Origin of the sequence: Bacillus tequilensis, assembly GCF_012225885.1 — a bacterium.
Taxonomy (GTDB): Bacteria; Bacillota; Bacilli; order Bacillales; family Bacillaceae; genus Bacillus; species Bacillus tequilensis.
The window spans coordinates 3,879,003-3,895,068 of sequence record NZ_CP048852.1 but is presented as its reverse complement, the minus strand read 5'-3'; the positions used below and the strand labels follow the sequence as shown (position 1 = coordinate 3,895,068).

The window sequence follows — 16,066 nt, the reverse complement described above, 5'->3', positions numbered from 1 at the left end:
GACCTAAAATCTCCTTCTGTACGTCTGCGGTGTTTTAAATGCGCGAATCAGCGCGATCACAATGATTAAAATCACGATCAACCCGATGATATCAACGATCCAGGCGATGGGCGAAGCACCGTAAGAAACATAACCCGGACCCCCGACTGGATGATAGGTGTAGCCCCACGGGTGCATCATGCTGATCATAAACATACCCATTGTGAACCCGCTATAATAGCCAAACCAGCCTGATGGCGCAAATCCTGCATGGTAGTAATGGTTGACTGAAACATAGCGTCCGCCCACATAGGCTTTAGACGTTTTTCCGCTGTATGTCTTCCCGCTTACTTTTGATGTAGCGCCGGAAAAGGTGCCTGACGACTTTTTAGAGCTTGATGAGCTCGATTTTTCGGAAGGTTTCTTTTTCAGCGAAATCGATGATGATGAATCATCAGACGTCTTGGATTTTTTGCTAGAAGAGCTTGATCCTGAGCTGTAGCTTGATTTCGGACTGGATTTATAGCCCCCGCTGTAGGACGAGCTTGAGCTTCGGCTGCTGTAACTGGACGATGAGCGGCCGCTAAAACTTTTGGCATGAGAAATGGTAGATGGCAGCAGTACACCTAAAGCAACGGTTGCTGCGACTAAGGCCTTTACATATTTAAGTTTCATTCTGTTTCCTCCATAGACCGCCGAAACGGCCCGTATTCTGAACAGCAAATCATAGAAATTGGGTGGGATTTTCATATCATTCTCTTATTTCTAGACGTTCCCTCTCTTGTTTTGCTTTTTCAATCATTTCTTTCTGATATATTACCTTTATTTTATCGGTTTTATGGCTCTTTTTGTAAGATTTTGCTTCAAAATCGTTATTCATTCGGATCTATTAAGGGACTTTCTCACCATACAACAAAGAATGACAGATCGATTTTGCACAAAAAAACAGCCTCTCCATCGGGAGAAGGCTGTTTTATTCTTCTTATGAGAACAGCTGATCAATAAATGAAATATCCTCTTGAGAAAGCGTCACGTCGGCTGTTTTGATGTTATCAACCAGCTGATCGGCACGTTTTGCTCCAGGGATTAAAATATCAATTTCCGGTCTTGCCAAATACCAAGCCAATACGATATGAGGGATGTCCACGTTGTGCTTTTCGGCAATCGGCGCAAGCTTGTTGACCTTTCTGATATTTTCCTTGAAACGCTCGCCCTTGAAGTGTTCCTGTTCGTTTCGGAGGTCGCCTTCTGGGAACGTTGTATCTTCTGTATACTTTCCTGCCAATAATCCTGATACAAGCGGGAAGTAAGGGATAAATGAAATATTGTGCTCCTTCGTATACGGGAAGAAAGTCTTTTCCGCTTCACGGTTTAGCAGGTTGTATTCGCCCTGCAATACATCTACCAACCCGTCTCTGTTTGCTTCTTTCAATTGCTCTAAAGAGAAGTTGGAGACACCGATAGAGCGGATTTTGCCAGCTTTCTTCATTTCATTCAGAGCGTTGACTGCTTCATCCTTCGGCGTATGTTCGTCCGGGAAGTGAATGTAGAATAAATCGATATAATCTGTGTTCAAACGCTTCAGGCTTTCATCAACTGATTTCTTAAGGAATTCCGGTGAATTATCAAAGACAAAGTCATTTCCTTGTTTTCTGTGTGCGGCTTTCGTCGCGATGACAACATCTTCACGATTGAATTCGCGCAGCACTTCACCAATTAATTCTTCGGAACGGCCGATCCCGTAAATGTAGGCGGTATCTAACATCGTCACGCCATTGCGGATCGCCTCGCGCACCAATTCTTTTCCGGTTTCTTCATTGAGGTTTGGGTAGAGGTTGTGTCCTCCTACCGCATTTGTTCCTAAGCCGATAGGGAATACCTGCAAGTCTGATTTTCCGAGCGTAGCTTTTTTCATGATCTGCCTCCTAGAATAAAGTGGATGAAAGACTCTCAACACTATTGTAAACGTTAGGCCAGATGAATGCCGATTTGGTGCTCATTGCAATACTGTGTGTACTCGTCATCTAAAGGCTGAGAGGTCACGATGCAATGCAGCCTGTCAAACGGCGCATACGTCAAAAGCGTTGATTTTCCGAATTTAGAATGGTCAGCTAATAAATACACTTCTTTTGCTTTTTCCGAAATCCTCTTTTTAATTTCGTACTTCAGCAGATCGGAGTTGGTCAATCCGTGTGTCAGCGTCGTTCCGGCAGCAGACATAAAGGCTTTGTTGATATTGTACTTATCAAGCATAGCCGGGTCCTCCATGCCGATAAAGGAGCGCGTTTTTCTCTTATAGCTGTTTCCGATAATGATTAAGTTGATATTCTGCAAAGGTGCCGCCGCATTGATAATGTCTAAACTGTTGGTTAAAATGGTGACATTTTTGGCCGGATCAAGCGTATCGAGAATAGACTTTGTCGTCGTTCCTGAATCAATGAAGACCAAATCGTGATCTTCAATAAAACGGGAAGCGTAATGGGCGATTTTTGTTTTTTCATCTTGATGCTGAATGGTGTGATTCTCAAAAGGATCCAATGTGTTTTTATCAATCGATGTTACGCCGCCGTATACTTTTTCAATCGCACCTTTTTCTGTTAGCCTATTGATATCGCGTCTGACTGTGTTTTTGGAGACATTGAACACTTGGCACAGCTCATCTAAGGAAACCGTGCCATGCGATAAAATGTACTCCTCCATTTCCTGAATCCGCATCAGTTTCATATAAAAAACTCCTTCTTACATCTTGTATAATAAAAACCGAAAGTTAATCAAAAGTTGATTCAAAATGATAACACCGGTGTATATCTTTTGCAAGATTCGGCGGACATCTTGTTATCCGCTTCATTGGTTAAAAGATTAATCTAATAAAATAATGAAAATATGCAGTGTTTATGACTGACTTACGGGTATCACGCGATTAAAACACAACCAATAAATGACCAAAAAGTAACCTGGTTTGCTAGAAAAGGTTGTTTGTATTAAAATGGCAACACCATTTCTTTTTTTTGAAAGCGTTTAATTCTTAGCTTGCTGAAAAGTGGATATTGATACGAATCTATGTACAAGTGTATGTGTTTACTAATGAAGGAGGCAATAAGAATGACAGAAATCAGAAAATTAAAAAACTATATGAATGGTGAATGGGTTGAAAGCAAAACAGACCGATATGAAGACGTTGTCAATCCGGCGACGAAAGAAGTATTGTGCCAAGTGCCGATTTCCACAAAAGAGGATATTGATTACGCAGCGCAAACAGCGGCTGAGGCCTTTCAAACATGGTCAAAGGTGGCGGTTCCGCGGCGTGCCAGAATTCTATTCAACTTCCAGCAGCTGCTGTCTCAGCATAAAGAAGAGCTTGCTCATCTGATTACCATTGAAAATGGAAAAAATACAAAAGAAGCGCTTGGTGAAGTGGGACGCGGAATTGAAAACGTGGAATTCGCGGCCGGGGCACCTTCCCTGATGATGGGTGACTCACTTGCTTCCATCGCAACAGATGTTGAAGCGGCAAACTACCGCTACCCAATTGGAGTTGTCGGCGGAATCGCGCCCTTCAACTTTCCGATGATGGTTCCTTGCTGGATGTTTCCGATGGCAATCGCGCTCGGCAACACCTTTATTTTAAAACCATCTGAGCGGACACCGCTGTTAACAGAGAAATTGGTTGAGCTTTTTGAAAAAGCGGGCCTTCCGAAAGGGGTATTCAATGTCGTATACGGCGCGCATGATGTTGTGAATGGCATCCTCGAACACCCAGAAATTAAAGCGATTTCATTCGTAGGCTCCAAGCCGGTTGGCGAATATGTCTACAAAAAAGGAAGCGAAAACTTAAAACGCGTTCAATCTCTGACTGGCGCGAAAAACCATACGATTGTCCTGAACGATGCGCACCTCGAAGACACGATCACAAACATTATCGGAGCAGCCTTTGGTTCTGCCGGTGAGCGCTGCATGGCGTGTGCGGTTGTGACGGTTGAAGAAGGAATCGCTGATGAGTTTATGGCGAAGCTGGAGGAAAAAGCGGCTGACATTAAAATCGGCAACGGCCTGGATGACGGTGTGTTCTTAGGGCCGGTTATTCGCGAGGACAACAAGAAGCGCACGCTCAACTACATCGAAAAAGGGCTTGAAGAAGGCGCGAGGCTCGTATGTGATGGACGTGAAAATATGTCTGACGACGGCTATTTTGTCGGCCCGACGATCTTTGACAATGTCACAACAGAGATGACGATCTGGAAGGATGAAATTTTTGCGCCGGTTTTATCTGTCATCCGTGTGAAAAACCTGAAAGAAGCGATTGAAATTGCCAATAAGTCTGAGTTTGCGAACGGCGCCTGCCTGTTCACATCCAACTCAAACGCAATCCGCTACTTTCGTGAAAACATTGATGCGGGAATGCTTGGCATCAACCTTGGTGTGCCGGCCCCGATGGCGTTCTTCCCATTCTCAGGCTGGAAGTCTTCATTCTTTGGAACGCTGCATGCGAACGGAAAAGACAGCGTCGACTTCTATACGCGTAAAAAAGTGGTGACGGCAAGATATCCGGCACCTGATTTCAGCTAAACGACGTCTGTGTGAGGCCTCACGGATACAATGCATCCGGAAAAAAAGAAGAAGTGACCTTTTTCGCCGGGAAAGACCTGCGGAAGAACGCGTATTTGAAGGTGAAGGCGAAAGGCAAGTATGTCGAGACTTGGGAGGAAGTCAGGTTTAAAGATATGCCGGACTCTGTACAGACAAAATTAAAGTGAAACTGCGGCACAGCGTTATGCTGTGCCGTTTTCTTATTTTTTATTTTCTTCGGCCCGTTTGATCAGCATGTCGGTGATGATATCGATCTGTTTGCTGACGGCAATCGGGTCATACGGATAGAAGGTGTTGAAGTCGTTGATAAAGACCCGATTGTTCTTTACGGCGTCGAGGTTACTCCAAATGGATGAATCTTTCAGACGCTCAAATGTTTTGCTTTCGCCTTTCGGATTGTAGTCCGTAATGAACATATAATCTGCGGCATACTCGGGAATAACCTCTTGAGAGAGCTGTTTCATCTCTCCTTTTTTGATAACATCTTGTTCAATTTTTTCAGGCGCTTTTAACCCCAGCGCATTGTATACGGCTTGGCCGCCGCGTCCGCCGTTGTCATTGAACACCCAGAATTCGCCCTTGTCCGTGTTTTCATAAATGCCGAAGGTTGCATCTTTGTCGATGACGCCGGCAATTTTCTTTTTAGCTGCTTCTGCTTTTTTGTTAAAGTCAGTCATAAATGATTTCGCTTCGTCTTTCGCTCCGGCGATATCCCCGAACATGCTGACCGTATCCCGCACGTTTTTCGATGTGTTATAAGGAACGACTACAGTTGGAGCGATTTTCTTTAATTGATCGACATTCTTTTCATTCATGACAACAATTAAGTCAGGCTGAAGCTCCATCACTTTTTCAACGCTGATCGGATCACCGACGTCCTTCACATCTTTCAGCTTTGATTTCAAAAACGGATTATCAAATGACCATGAGCCTGAGCCGACCACATTTGCCCCGACAGACAGCAATTCTCCAGCATAAAAATCAGTGACGATGCGTTTCGGGTGCGCAGGAATGTTGACGTTCCCTTTTGTTGATTGGTATGTTCTCATTTCTGTCTTATCTGAAGCTGAATCACCTGAGCTTCCTTTCGAAGCCGTACCGCTGCAAGCGTTGACAAACATGAGAAGCAGCACGAGCATGCCTATGAGCATTGTGTTCTTTTTCAACAAGAAAACCCCCTAATATGTACGTTGAATAATTAGTAATGATTATCATTATCAACTAATAATATAGCAGGAAACCTGTGCCCCGTCTATCACTATTTAAGGAGAGAACGTTTTGTTGTTTACAGGTGACGCGGTTTGCTTAATCGATTATTATAGGTAAATAGGAGGAGGTAAATATGGGAATTACGAAAAGAGGTGCCGCGTGGGAATGGCTTCATAGCTGGTGGATGCTGTTTATTTTCATGCCTTTTGCCATTACCAGTTTTTTTGCCTTTTTATTCATTGGCATCAAGGTGAGAAATAGAAAGTGGATCATGTACGGAATCATTTATTTTTTCATTGCTGCGTTTGGTTTTGTGTTGCCCGTTCCGCCCGGCGTTTTTATTGTGGTCCCGTTATGGGCGGTGACCATTATTCACGGATTTAAAGTGCGCCCGCTGTTTTTGATTCAGCTGGATGTCTATAAAGATCATGTGGAAGCAAGGACCTTTGCCGAGGCGAGAAGTGAAGCTGAAAGCAGATTTCATGCGCCGAAACAGTCTATTCAAGATATACATATTCGCAAAGAACGGTAAGAAAAAAGCTCAACACTGGCATTGTGTTGAGCTTTTTCTATGCTATTGCTGAAAGGTATGCTGCTGGAATGGCGTGTTTTGGCCGAATGGGAGTGCTGACACATTCGAATTCATGACGCCGGATTGTCCAGTGAGCTCCTGCTGCATTTGGTTGCACATGTTGACTACCTGCTGGCATTTTTGAATTGCCATGTCATGTCCGTGCAGCGCTTGTTGAATCGTGTGTGCAGCTTGTTGTTCGTGGTTTAGAATCTGCTGCAGCATTTGAATGTTTTGCTGCTCCTGATGAAGCATTTGGCGGTATTGCTGGCTGCTTTGCTGTGTTTGCTGAATGAGCTGCTGAGCAGTCTGTCGGCATTGGTTCAGCTGCTGCAGGCTGTGTTGTGTTGTATGCATACATAATTCCTCCATGTGGTCGATTGATTTGAATCGGTATTATCATGCAACCTGAATGAAAAGAAATTCTGCAAATGAGGAACTGCATTTATTTTCCTTACCCCTTCTATCTTTGAACGAAATCAATAAAGATTGTATACTGGTACAAACCCTTTTTATGTAAAACCTCCGTTTTAATACCATAAGAAAGGCGGAAAACGAAACCCAGAATTCGGGAAAATCGCATTCCGCTTTTTTCTTTGCCTGCTTCAGAAACCGCCTTCGCCTGCGGTAAATGGGATATTCAGCCTGTTTTCTACTGTGCGGAGACGCTGATTGAGCCGGTTTAAGCGGCGTGTATGGCGTTCAACAATCTGGCTTAGCTGATTGACTTGTTCGGCCATCCGCGCAATTTCCCGATTTTGACGGCGGTCTTCATTCGTGAGGCGTGTTAACTCTCGTGTTTGCTGTTCGTTTTGCCGTTCAAGTGCAGCCACTCTTCTTTCTAATGCCGGCGTCTGTCTGTCCGCCTGGTAGGAATCATAATAATCCTGCTGCGGATAGGGGTTGTATTCATATTGGCTATAGTAAGGCTCCTGCTGAGGCAGCTGCGGACTGTAATATTGGTATGGATTCATGTCATCAATCTCCTTAAAAATAATGTGGGTGATTTCCTTATAACTTATGTAGTCATTGGCACAGTGCCACGGCACTTGCCTAATAGGGTGAGAAAGGACGGTGATCTTATTGGGCAGCAAAGGGGTGATCGCTTTGTTGCTGGCCGCTGTATGCATCGTAGTCTCGGGCTGCCAACAGCAAAAAGAGGAGACGCCGTTTTATTACGGAACGTGGGACGAGGGGCTTGCTCCCGGACCAACGTACGGCGTGAAATCAGCAACGGTTACTTTTACGAAAGACGAGGTTGCGGAAACGGAAGTGATTGAAGGAAGAGGAGAGGTGCAGCTGCCTTTTATGGCATACAAGGTGATTTCACAAGATGCTGACGGGTCCATCGAGATTCAGTATCTCGGGCCTTATTATTCGGTCAAAAGCAAGCTGAAAAGAGGAGAAAACGGAACGCTGATATGGGAGCAAAATGGCCAGACAAAAACAATGACAAGGATTAAACCATCAACGACCGGCAAGGAGGAGAAAGATGAGAAACAAAAAAGCTGAAAAACTGGTGCTAACAGGACTTATTTTACATATCATTCAGTGGGTATTTTTATTATGGGCCTTTCTCAAGGTCAAACATTTATTTAGTGACTATACGATCTATAACCCAAATGTCATCGGAGGATCGATGCAGTCCTTATCGTTTATACAAATGCTGCGTGCCATGGTGTACTCAGGGGCACTCGTGAATTACGTGTTGTTTTTTGCGCTAGTATTGCTGATTTATTGTGTAGTGCTTCATGCCATCTTGATTGTTCTTGAAATGGCGGCGTACGTCATGATCAGACGGAATCCGGCATCTTCATGGAGATACTTTTTGACAGCGGCAGGTGTGAAGCTTGCTATCTTGAATATCATCGGCATTCCTTTTTTAGCCGCCGGCTTCCTTCTGATGAAGCAGGAAAAAGCAGAAAACGGCGGCACAGGGACAGAAAAAAAGCGAACATCTCGCATACGCATCCGAAGACAAGGCCGGCGCCAAAACAGAATCCGGAGAAAATCATCTCTTTCGGTTGAATATCAAAAAGAAAAAACGATATGATGGGACTATAGCCTGAAAACGACACGAAGGAGATGCGGAATGTACAAACTAATTGCAATTGATATGGATGGAACACTTTTAAATGATCGTCATGAAGTCACAGAGGAAGTCCGCAACGCGCTTCACGCGGCAAAAGCGGAAGGCGTCAACATTGTGCTTTGCACCGGCCGGCCTATCGGGGGCGTGCGGAGATATTTAGATGAACTGAATTTAATAGAAGAAGGCGACTATGTCATCGCGTATAACGGAGCGCTTGTTCAAAATACGCATACAAATGAAGTGGTCACGGAGCTGTCTCTCGGTTATGAGGATTTGACTTCATTATATGACCTGAGCTTAGAGCTGAAGACGCCGATGCATTTCTTTGATTCATCTAACCTGTATACGCCTAACCGGGATATCAGCGAATTTACCGTATATGAATCGTATGTGACACAGGTGCCGCTTCATTATCGCAAAATTGATGAGGTTCCAAAAGATATCCTCATTCCGAAAGTTATGTTTATTGATCAACCGGAGAACTTAAGCCGCGTCATTACTTCGATTCCAAACGACGTGAGAGAAAAATACACGATGGTCAGAAGCGCGCCTTTCTTTTATGAAATTCTGCATCCTGAAGCAAGCAAAGGAAACGCCGTACGCCAGCTGTCACAGCTGCTTGGAATTGAACAGGCGGAAGTCATGTGCATAGGCGATAACGGTAACGACCTGACAATGATTGAATGGGCAGGCTGCGGCGTTGCGATGGCAAACGCCATCCCGGAAGTATTGGAAGCCGCAAACTTTCAAACACGTTCCAATAATGAACATGGTGTGGCGCACGCGATTCACGAGCTTGTTTTGACGAAATAATGAAACCCAGCCTTTTAAAAGGCTGGGTTTTTTTGTGATTTCCATGTGGTCTTTTCAGCTGGAAAAAGAAAAACTTGATCTTAACTCATTGACAAACTCTCGAGACAAAGGTACATTTTGATTTATTCATATTAAACAACTAGGAATATAGGAGTTTATTTTTCGGATTTTTCAGCCTAAAACATGATAAAAGGAGCAGCGTCATGACAAGCAAAAAGAAACAAATCAAATTAGGGGTTTTTCTAGCAGGTACAGGACATCATGTGGCGTCTTGGCGGCATCCTGACGCGCCTTCGGATGCAAGCATGAATTTGGATTATTTTAAAGAACTTGCGAAAACAGCGGAGCGAGGCAAGCTGGATATGCTGTTTTTAGCGGATAGCCTTTCAATCGACATCAAGTCTCATCCAAATGTGTTAACAAGGTTTGAGCCATTCACCTTGCTTTCTGCTTTGGCGCAGGTCACATCAAGAATCGGACTGACAGCAACAGCTTCCACTACATACAGCGAGCCGTTTCACATTGCCAGACAATTCGCGTCACTGGATCACTTGTCCAACGGCCGTGCCGGATGGAATGTCGTCACATCATCTATTGAATCAACAGCGCTGAATTTCAGCGGTGAAAAGCACCTTGAACACCATTTGCGCTATCAGCGGGCAGAGGAATTCGTCGAGGTTGTAAAAGGTCTTTGGGATTCATGGGAAGAGGACGCCTTTATCCGCAATAAAGAAACAGGTGAATTCTTTGAAAAAGAAAAAATGCACGAGCTGAACCACAAAGGAGAATATTTTTCGGTTCGCGGTCCGCTGAACGTTTCCAGAACGCCGCAGGGCCGGCCGGTCATTATCCAGGCGGGATCATCAGGAGACGGAAAAGCACTGGCTGCCAGAACAGCAGAAGTAATCTTCACAGCGCAAAATCATCTGGAATCCGCTCAAGAATTTTATCAATCCATTAAAGAGCAGGCTGCGGAATTCGGGCGTGATCCAGAGAAAATCGCCATCATGCCAGGTATTTTTCCGATCATTGCCGATACTGAAGAGGCAGCGCAAGCTAAATACAAGGAGCTTCAAGATCTGATTATTCCATCCGTCGGCCTGCAAATTCTTCAAAATTATTTAGGCGGAATTGATTTGTCTGCGTATCCGCTTGACGGGCCGCTGCCAAAGCTTGACGCGGATGCTTCCAATGCGGTGAAGAGCCGATTCAAGCTTGTTCAAGAAATGGCTGAACGAGACAATATGACGATACGCGAGCTTTACAAATACGTTGCAGGCTCCAGAGGCCACCATATCTTCGTCGGCACGCCCGAGCAGCTAGCTGACAAGATGCAGGAATGGGTGGATCAGAAAGCGTGTGACGGGTTTAACATCATGCCTCCGCTTCTTCCGGAAGGAATTGACATTTTCGTTGAGAAAGTGGTTCCGATTTTACAGGAGCGCGGCGTGTTCAGAAAAGAATATGAAGGCACAACCTTGAGAGACCACTTCGGTTTGGAAAAGCCGGTAAACCGTTATGCAAAGTAAGGAGGAACGCTGGATGGAGGCACAATATCGTCTTGCAGTTGAACGTGATGCCGAACAGATTCTAGAGCTGACACTGCGGGCTTATGAACCGATTCGAAAGCTAGGCATTCGATTTGCAGCCGCTCATGCCGATTTGGAGTTAGTGTTGCAAAACATCCGGAAAAACGCCTGCTACATCATGGAAGAAGACGGGCGGATTATCGCGACCATCTCCTTACGAATGCCATGGGGACGGCAGCCGGGACCGTTTGGCGTACCGCATATCTGGTGGTTCGCCGTAGACCCTGACACCGGTAAAAAAGGAATCGGCACAAAGCTGCTTCAATGGCTGGAGGAAACAATCCTCCGAGATACGTTAAAGGTTCCGTTTGTCTCACTCGGAACAGCCGATAAGCACCCTTGGCTGATTGAGATGTACGAACGAAAAGGATATGTCCGCGCGGGTGAACAGGACCTTGGCAAAGGGCATGTGACAGTCTATATGAAAAAACAATTGCGAAATGACCTATAAAAAAGAGAAAAGGCGGGAAATCAAAATGAAAATGAAAAAGTGGACTGTGCTGTTCGTCGCTGCATTATTAGTGGTGTTATCAGCTTGTGGCAACGGGAACAGCAGCAGTAAAGAAGATGACAACGTACTTCATGTCGGCGCGACAGGACAGAGTTACCCATTTGCTTATAAAGAAAACGGAAAATTGACAGGTTTTGATGTGGAAGTGATGGAAGCGGTCGCTAAGAAAATTGGCATGAAGCTGGACTGGAAGCTGCTTGAATTCAGCGGGCTGATGGGAGAGCTTCAAACAGGCAAGCTTGACACGATTTCCAACCAGGTAGCGGTGACAGATGAACGTAAGGAAACGTATCACTTTACTGAACCATACGCTTATGCGGGAACACAGATTGTCGTCAAAAAAGACAATCATGACATCAAATCAGTGGACGATTTAAAAGGGAAGACAGTCGCAGCCGTTCTTGGTTCAAATCACGCAAAAAACCTTGAAAGCAAAGATCCTGATAAAAAAATCAATATCAAAACATACGAAACACAAGAAGGCACGCTGAAGGATGTGGCTTACGGCCGTGTAGACGCCTATGTCAACAGCCGCACTGTGCTGATCGCGCAAATCAAGAAGACTGGTTTGCCGTTAAAGCTTGCCGGAGATCCGATTGTTTACGAACAAGTTGCATTCCCATTTGCCAAGGACGACGCGCACGACAAGCTCCGCAAAAAAGTCAATAAAGCGCTTGATGAATTGCGTAAAGACGGAACACTGAAAAAGCTTTCCGAAAAATATTTTAATGAAGATATCACAGTAGAACAGAAGCATTAAGAAACGGCGGTGAATCACCAGAATGAACACGATTGATTGGGAATTCATGATATCAGCGTTCCCGACTTTAATTCAGGCCCTTCCGATTACCTTGTTTATGGCTGTAGCGGCTATGATTTTTGCCATTATCGGAGGACTTATTCTCGCACTCATCACGAAGAACAAAATTCCAGTGCTTCATCAGCTGTCAAAGCTGTATATATCCTTTTTCCGGGGTGTGCCGACACTTGTGCAGCTGTTCTTAATCTACTACGGGCTGCCGCAGCTATTTCCGGAGATGAGCAAAATGACTGCTCTCACAGCTGCCATCATCGGGTTAAGCTTAAAAAACGCCGCTTATTTGGCAGAAATCTTCCGTGCCGCCCTCAATTCTGTTGATGACGGGCAGCTGGAGGCGTGCCTGTCTGTCGGCATGACAAAACTTCAGGCATACAGACGGATTATCCTTCCGCAAGCGATCCGAAATGCGATTCCGGCAACGGGCAATACATTTATCGGACTGCTCAAAGAAACGTCACTGGCCTTTACATTAGGGGTCATGGAGATGTTCGCCCAAGGGAAGATGTACGCCTCAGGAAACCTCAAGTATTTTGAAACGTACTTGGCGGTTGCGATTGTCTATTGGGTTCTTACCATTATCTACAGCATTTTGCAGGACTTGTTTGAACGCGCCATGAGCAAGCCATACCGGACTTAGAGGTGAAATCAGTTGATAACAGTAAAAAATATTCGCAAAGCGTTTAAAGATCTCGTCGTGCTCGACGGAATCGATCTAGAAGTGAAACGCGGAGAAGTAGTGGCGATCATCGGTCCGTCCGGTTCCGGAAAATCAACGCTTCTCCGGTGCTTGAATCTATTAGAACGTCCGGATCAAGGCCTCATTGAAATCGGGGAAGCCAAACTGAATGCAGAAAAGTTTACACGCAAGGATGCACACCGGCTTCGCCAGCAAACGGCAATGGTCTTTCAAAACTACAATCTGTTTAAAAATAAAACCGCTCTGCAAAACATTACAGAAGCTTTAATCGTGGCCCAGCACAAATCACGAGATGAGGCGAAGCGCATTGGAATGGATATTCTGAAACAAGTCGGTCTGGAGCATAAGGCTGACAGCTATCCGGTCACAATGTCCGGCGGCCAGCAGCAGCGAATCGGTATCGCCCGGGCGCTTGCGGTCAATCCGCATGCGATTTTGCTGGATGAACCAACTTCAGCGCTTGACCCTGAGCTCGTCACAGGGGTGCTTCAAGTCATCAAATCCATCGCGGAAAAACAAACAACGATGATCATTGTGACACACGAAATGGCGTTTGCAAAAGAGGTCGCTGATCAAGTGATTTTTATGGCAGACGGCCATATTATCGAGCAGGGAACACCGGAAGAACTGTTTGACCATCCGAAAAACGAACGGACGAAACGATTTATCAAGCAGGTGGGAGAGCCTGCAGAGCTTATATAAGAAAGGGAGAAGAACAATGGCCGACAAAACGTTTCATAACCGTTTAATCAGTATGCGGCGTGATCTTCATGAACATCCTGAACTGTCATTTCAAGAGGTTGAAACGACGAAAAAAATCCGCCGCTGGCTTGAGGAAGAGCATATCGAGATTCTTGACGTGCCTCAATTGGAAACAGGCGTGATTGCGGAAATCAAAGGGCAGGAAGACGGACCCGTGATTGCGATACGAGCGGACATTGATGCGCTCCCGATCCAAGAACAGACCAATCTGCCGTTTGCATCTAAGGCTGACGGTACAATGCATGCGTGCGGACACGATTTTCATACAGCATCCATTATTGGCACGGCCATTTTGCTGAACCAAAGACGGGCCGAGCTGAAAGGTACAGTCCGCTTGATCTTTCAGCCGGCTGAAGAAATTGCCGCGGGAGCAAGAAAGGTCATAGAAGCCGGTGTGCTTGATGGTGTTTCCGCCATTTTCGGTATGCACAATAAGCCGGATCTGCCTGTCGGGACCATTGGTGTCAAGGAAGGTCCGCTCATGGCAAGTGTTGACCGGTTTGAGATCGTCGTCAAAGGGAAAGGCGGACATGCCGGCATCCCGAATAACAGTATTGATCCCATCGCTGCCGCAGGTCAAATCGTCAGCGGCCTGCAATCTGTGGTCAGCCGCAATATCAGCTCACTGCAAAACGCAGTTGTCAGTATTACAAGGGTTCAAGCAGGCACTTCATGGAACGTGATTCCAGATCAGGCTGAAATGGAAGGCACCGTTCGAACCTTTCAAAAAGAAGCGAGGCAGGCTGTTCCGGAACATATGAAACGAGTGGCTGAAGGAATTGCCGCGGGCTACGGGGCGCAAGCGGAATTCAAGTGGTTTCCTTATTTGCCTTCCGTTCAGAATGACGGTGCGTTTTTGAACACGGCATCAGAAGCTGCGGCGCGGCTTGGCTATCAAACTGTTCACGCTGAGCAGTCTCCGGGCGGCGAAGACTTCGCTCTGTATCAGGAGAAGATCCCTGGATTTTTTGTCTGGATGGGAACGAACGGCACAGAGGAGTGGCATCATCCGGCTTTTACATTGGATGAAGATGCCCTGACGGTTGCCTCTCAATATTTTGCTGAGCTGGCTGTTCTAGTCTTGGAGACCATCAAATGAGCAGGCAAGGGCTGACAGAAGGTCTTGCAGAGGCAGTGAGAATGTCACAGCCGGAGCATTCAATTGATGCGATGCGTGAAGCGAAAAAAGGATTGCTCGACTTTACTGCCGCTTCATTCGCTGGAAGAGAAGATAAAGGCATTCAAAAGCTCCTCCGCCTGATAAAGGATGAAGGAGGCGCGCCTCTTGTCCCTGTCATCGGGCAAGGAACAAAGGCTGCGCCATTACAATCCGCGATGCTCAACGGATTTATCGCCCATGCATTGGATTTTGATGATGTCCATTCCGATGTGAGAGGGCATCCCAGTGCCGTCCTCATGCCGGCACTGATGGCTTCAGCCGCTTGCAGACATGGCGAGCGGCTTCTTGGCGCTTATGTTGTCGGTGTTGAAGTGATGGCAAGGCTGGGCGAATCAATTGGCAGCCGCCACTATGAAAAGGGCTGGCATAATACGGGGACGCTTGGTGCGATCGCAGCCGCCTGCGCCGCAGGTTATGCTGAGGGGCTGACTCAGGAAGAGCTGGAGAAAGCGATTGGTTTTGCAGCTACGCAATCTGCCGGAATGAGGGTGCAATTTGGAACAGAAATGAAACCGCTGCACGCCGGTCTGGCAGCTCAGGCTGGTTTGCTGGCCGTTAAGCTGGCCCAATCAGAATTCGGAGGGACCCGCACGGCACTTGATGGAGAAACTGGTTTCTTCGGCCTGTACGGCGATTTGGAAAAAGCACAACACACTTTGCTAAACCGTTGGGGCGCCCCATGGCGAATTGTGAAGCCGGGCCTATGGTTTAAAATCTATCCATTTTGTTCCGCGGCACACCACGCCGCGGACGCGATTCGAAAACTTGTCTCCGAGCAAGCCATTTCTGCCGCCAATACCGAGAGGATTGAAGTGGTTTTTCCGCCAGGCGGAGATGCGGCATTGACGGAAAGATCGCCGAAGACGGGAGAAGAAGGCCGTTTCAGCGTTGAATATGTGATTGCTTTGGCTTTACATGGACACGAGCTGACCGTTGAACATTTCAATAGCCAGCCGATCCCTGGCAACATTCAAACAACTATGGGGCAAATTCAGCGAGTATATGACAATACTATTCAGCCGGCTCCCCATGCCGTTCCAAAAGGTCGTTTCACGATTGTCCGGGCCTATTTATCAGACGGCCGCATGCACGAAGCGCGTGTTGATTGTCCAAAAGGGGCCCCCGGCAATGAGCTGTCAGAAGAGGACATTAAAGAAAAATTGAAGTTAACGGTTCCGCATGAAAAAGCGCAGGACATCATTACTTCCATTGAGCGAGCCGATATGAAAGATTTTTTGGCGTATATTGAATAAAAT

Annotated in this window: 18 protein-coding genes and 1 pseudogene; 13 read left to right on the top strand and 6 right to left on the bottom strand. The window is 46.2% G+C overall.

The window, feature by feature from the left end:
- Window positions 1–3: 3 nt before the first annotated feature.
- From G4P54_RS20450 to iolR, 3 genes are all read right to left on the bottom strand, one after another.
- Window positions 4–654 carry a hypothetical protein gene (locus G4P54_RS20450; protein ID WP_167873715.1) on the bottom strand — a complete coding sequence of 217 codons (651 nt, stop codon included), beginning with the start codon at window positions 652–654 and terminating at the stop codon, window positions 4–6.
- A 307-nt stretch (window positions 655–961) separates the two neighbouring features.
- On the bottom strand, window positions 962–1,894 hold the full coding sequence (locus G4P54_RS20445; protein ID WP_024713276.1) for an aldo/keto reductase: 933 nt from the start codon (window positions 1,892–1,894) through the stop codon (window positions 962–964).
- Between the two features lie 53 nt (window positions 1,895–1,947).
- Window positions 1,948–2,703 carry a myo-inositol utilization transcriptional regulator IolR gene (iolR, locus tag G4P54_RS20440; protein WP_167873714.1) on the bottom strand — a complete coding sequence of 252 codons (756 nt, stop codon included), beginning with the start codon at window positions 2,701–2,703 and terminating at the stop codon, window positions 1,948–1,950.
- 378 nt (window positions 2,704–3,081) lie between these two features.
- Here iolR and iolA point away from each other — a divergent pair, with 378 nt between their 5' ends.
- Entirely contained in the window at window positions 3,082–4,545 is a 1,464-nt protein-coding gene (gene iolA / locus G4P54_RS20435; protein ID WP_167873713.1) for a methylmalonate-semialdehyde dehydrogenase, read from the top strand.
- A 23-nt stretch (window positions 4,546–4,568) separates the two neighbouring features.
- Window positions 4,569–4,733 (top strand): annotated as a pseudogene (locus G4P54_RS20430) (YxeA family protein); the annotation flags it as partial.
- A gap of 33 nt (window positions 4,734–4,766) precedes the next feature.
- Here G4P54_RS20430 and G4P54_RS20425 read toward each other — a convergent pair.
- Window positions 4,767–5,732, bottom strand: a complete 966-nt coding sequence (locus G4P54_RS20425; protein WP_167873712.1) for an iron-hydroxamate ABC transporter substrate-binding protein — start codon at window positions 5,730–5,732, stop codon at window positions 4,767–4,769.
- Between the two features lie 176 nt (window positions 5,733–5,908).
- Here G4P54_RS20425 and G4P54_RS20420 point away from each other — a divergent pair, with 176 nt between their 5' ends.
- The gene (locus tag G4P54_RS20420; protein ID WP_167873711.1) at window positions 5,909–6,307 is read left to right on the top strand and encodes a hypothetical protein; all 399 of its coding nucleotides are present in this window, start codon (window positions 5,909–5,911) and stop codon (window positions 6,305–6,307) included.
- Window positions 6,308–6,349: 42 nt separating this feature from the next.
- On the opposite strand, the gene G4P54_RS20415 is transcribed toward G4P54_RS20420, so the two are convergent.
- The gene (locus G4P54_RS20415; RefSeq protein ID WP_167873710.1) at window positions 6,350–6,703 is read right to left on the bottom strand and encodes a hypothetical protein; all 354 of its coding nucleotides are present in this window, start codon (window positions 6,701–6,703) and stop codon (window positions 6,350–6,352) included.
- Between the two features lie 248 nt (window positions 6,704–6,951).
- The gene (gene cotNE / locus G4P54_RS20410; protein WP_167873709.1) at window positions 6,952–7,320 is read right to left on the bottom strand and encodes an inner spore coat protein CotNE; all 369 of its coding nucleotides are present in this window, start codon (window positions 7,318–7,320) and stop codon (window positions 6,952–6,954) included.
- 100 nt (window positions 7,321–7,420) lie between these two features.
- Here cotNE and G4P54_RS20405 point away from each other — a divergent pair, with 100 nt between their 5' ends.
- The 10 genes from G4P54_RS20405 (at window position 7,421) to G4P54_RS20360 (ending at window position 16,063) form a co-directional block, all read left to right on the top strand.
- A complete protein-coding gene (locus tag G4P54_RS20405; RefSeq protein ID WP_167873708.1) occupies window positions 7,421–7,858 on the top strand; it encodes a DUF3255 family protein in 438 nt (145 codons plus the stop codon).
- The gene (locus G4P54_RS20400; RefSeq protein WP_167873707.1) at window positions 7,839–8,399 is read left to right on the top strand and encodes a hypothetical protein; all 561 of its coding nucleotides are present in this window, start codon (window positions 7,839–7,841) and stop codon (window positions 8,397–8,399) included. The genes G4P54_RS20405 and G4P54_RS20400 overlap by 20 nt, the downstream gene beginning before the upstream one ends.
- Window positions 8,400–8,438: 39 nt before the next feature.
- The gene (gene yidA / locus G4P54_RS20395; protein WP_167873706.1) at window positions 8,439–9,251 is read left to right on the top strand and encodes a sugar-phosphatase; all 813 of its coding nucleotides are present in this window, start codon (window positions 8,439–8,441) and stop codon (window positions 9,249–9,251) included.
- Between the two features lie 203 nt (window positions 9,252–9,454).
- Window positions 9,455–10,780 carry an LLM class flavin-dependent oxidoreductase gene (locus G4P54_RS20390; RefSeq protein ID WP_167873705.1) on the top strand — a complete coding sequence of 442 codons (1,326 nt, stop codon included), beginning with the start codon at window positions 9,455–9,457 and terminating at the stop codon, window positions 10,778–10,780.
- 13 nt (window positions 10,781–10,793) lie between these two features.
- Window positions 10,794–11,291: a GNAT family N-acetyltransferase gene (locus G4P54_RS20385; RefSeq protein ID WP_167873704.1), complete on the top strand. Its 498-nt coding sequence runs from the start codon at window positions 10,794–10,796 to the stop codon at window positions 11,289–11,291.
- Window positions 11,292–11,316: 25 nt separating this feature from the next.
- Window positions 11,317–12,111: an amino acid ABC transporter substrate-binding protein gene (locus G4P54_RS20380; RefSeq protein WP_167873703.1), complete on the top strand. Its 795-nt coding sequence runs from the start codon at window positions 11,317–11,319 to the stop codon at window positions 12,109–12,111.
- 22 nt (window positions 12,112–12,133) lie between these two features.
- On the top strand, window positions 12,134–12,808 hold the full coding sequence (locus G4P54_RS20375) for an amino acid ABC transporter permease (RefSeq protein ID WP_024713263.1): 675 nt from the start codon (window positions 12,134–12,136) through the stop codon (window positions 12,806–12,808).
- A 12-nt stretch (window positions 12,809–12,820) separates the two neighbouring features.
- Window positions 12,821–13,570 (top strand): amino acid ABC transporter ATP-binding protein, encoded by a 750-nt coding sequence (locus G4P54_RS20370; RefSeq protein WP_024713262.1) that lies wholly within the window; start codon window positions 12,821–12,823, stop codon window positions 13,568–13,570.
- A 16-nt stretch (window positions 13,571–13,586) separates the two neighbouring features.
- Window positions 13,587–14,729, top strand: a complete 1,143-nt coding sequence (gene sndB / locus G4P54_RS20365; RefSeq protein WP_024713261.1) for an N-acetyl-sulfur-metabolite deacetylase SndB — start codon at window positions 13,587–13,589, stop codon at window positions 14,727–14,729.
- Window positions 14,726–16,063 carry an MmgE/PrpD family protein gene (locus tag G4P54_RS20360; protein ID WP_167873702.1) on the top strand — a complete coding sequence of 446 codons (1,338 nt, stop codon included), beginning with the start codon at window positions 14,726–14,728 and terminating at the stop codon, window positions 16,061–16,063. The genes sndB and G4P54_RS20360 overlap by 4 nt, the downstream gene beginning before the upstream one ends.
- Window positions 16,064–16,066 lie beyond the last annotated feature (3 nt).

Bases quoted from the DNA above. Each gene is read 5' to 3' on its own strand.
- G4P54_RS20450 (WP_167873715.1), bottom strand. From the start codon at position 654: ATGAAACTTAAATATGTAAAGGCCTTAGTCGCAGCAACCGTTGCTTTA.
- G4P54_RS20445 (WP_024713276.1), bottom strand. From the start codon at position 1,894: ATGAAAAAAGCTACGCTCGGAAAATCAGACTTGCAGGTATTCCCTATC.
- iolR (WP_167873714.1), bottom strand. From the start codon at position 2,703: ATGAAACTGATGCGGATTCAGGAAATGGAGGAGTACATTTTATCGCAT.
- iolA (WP_167873713.1), top strand. From the start codon at position 3,082: ATGACAGAAATCAGAAAATTAAAAAACTATATGAATGGTGAATGGGTT.
- G4P54_RS20420 (WP_167873711.1), top strand. From the start codon at position 5,909: ATGGGAATTACGAAAAGAGGTGCCGCGTGGGAATGGCTTCATAGCTGG.
- G4P54_RS20415 (WP_167873710.1), bottom strand. From the start codon at position 6,703: ATGCATACAACACAACACAGCCTGCAGCAGCTGAACCAATGCCGACAG.
- cotNE (WP_167873709.1), bottom strand. From the start codon at position 7,320: ATGAATCCATACCAATATTACAGTCCGCAGCTGCCTCAGCAGGAGCCT.
- G4P54_RS20400 (WP_167873707.1), top strand. From the start codon at position 7,839: ATGAGAAACAAAAAAGCTGAAAAACTGGTGCTAACAGGACTTATTTTA.
- yidA (WP_167873706.1), top strand. From the start codon at position 8,439: ATGTACAAACTAATTGCAATTGATATGGATGGAACACTTTTAAATGAT.
- G4P54_RS20390 (WP_167873705.1), top strand. From the start codon at position 9,455: ATGACAAGCAAAAAGAAACAAATCAAATTAGGGGTTTTTCTAGCAGGT.
- G4P54_RS20385 (WP_167873704.1), top strand. From the start codon at position 10,794: ATGGAGGCACAATATCGTCTTGCAGTTGAACGTGATGCCGAACAGATT.
- G4P54_RS20380 (WP_167873703.1), top strand. From the start codon at position 11,317: ATGAAAATGAAAAAGTGGACTGTGCTGTTCGTCGCTGCATTATTAGTG.
- G4P54_RS20375 (WP_024713263.1), top strand. From the start codon at position 12,134: ATGAACACGATTGATTGGGAATTCATGATATCAGCGTTCCCGACTTTA.
- sndB (WP_024713261.1), top strand. From the start codon at position 13,587: ATGGCCGACAAAACGTTTCATAACCGTTTAATCAGTATGCGGCGTGAT.
- G4P54_RS20360 (WP_167873702.1), top strand. From the start codon at position 14,726: ATGAGCAGGCAAGGGCTGACAGAAGGTCTTGCAGAGGCAGTGAGAATG.